This window comes from Vibrio sp. 2132-1, assembly GCF_033344315.1.
On record NZ_JAWPON010000799.1, the window covers coordinates 1 to 531 of the forward strand.

General features: G+C 46.0%; 1 protein-coding gene. It reads left to right on the forward strand.

Annotated elements, in window-relative coordinates:
• Positions 1-531, forward strand: a 531-nt coding sequence (locus R8N47_RS28065) for a PKD domain-containing protein (RefSeq protein WP_318186467.1), incomplete at both ends; no start/stop codon positions are given.

The window sequence follows — 531 nt, forward strand, 5'->3', positions numbered from 1 at the left end:
ACAGCGTCAAATTCGATGTCATAGACAATCAAGAATTTACCCTTAATCCGATTCAAAACGACAGCAATCCCGATTTAGAAAGTTTCAGCTGGACTCAAACATGTGGTTCGATATCCATTATTCCTTCTGACACAAGCCAAACCGTCAATCTGACACTTACCGCTCCAAAACTGGACAACGATGAAGAGTATTGCTTCCAGTTTAACGGAACCAGTAAGCATGGTGATCAGTACTCAACCGATGCAAAAGTGTCCGTGGTGTCTCCATCACTGGAAGTTTATGTTGATCACGCATCTCTCCCCTCTTTACATCAGGTATTGGACATCATCGCCTCTGCAGAGGCTCACCCGACAGCTGAGCGCTATGTGTCCTGGGGCCGTATCAATCCGACGCAAGAGCATCTGGCGCAACTGAATATCAGTCGCTTCCCACTTGAGTCAAACCATACATCGGCAGAAATGCTTGAAGCTATTTCTGCCTTTGCAGAAGATCATCACAGACTCAAGGTTTCAATCAGTACCAACACGCTGA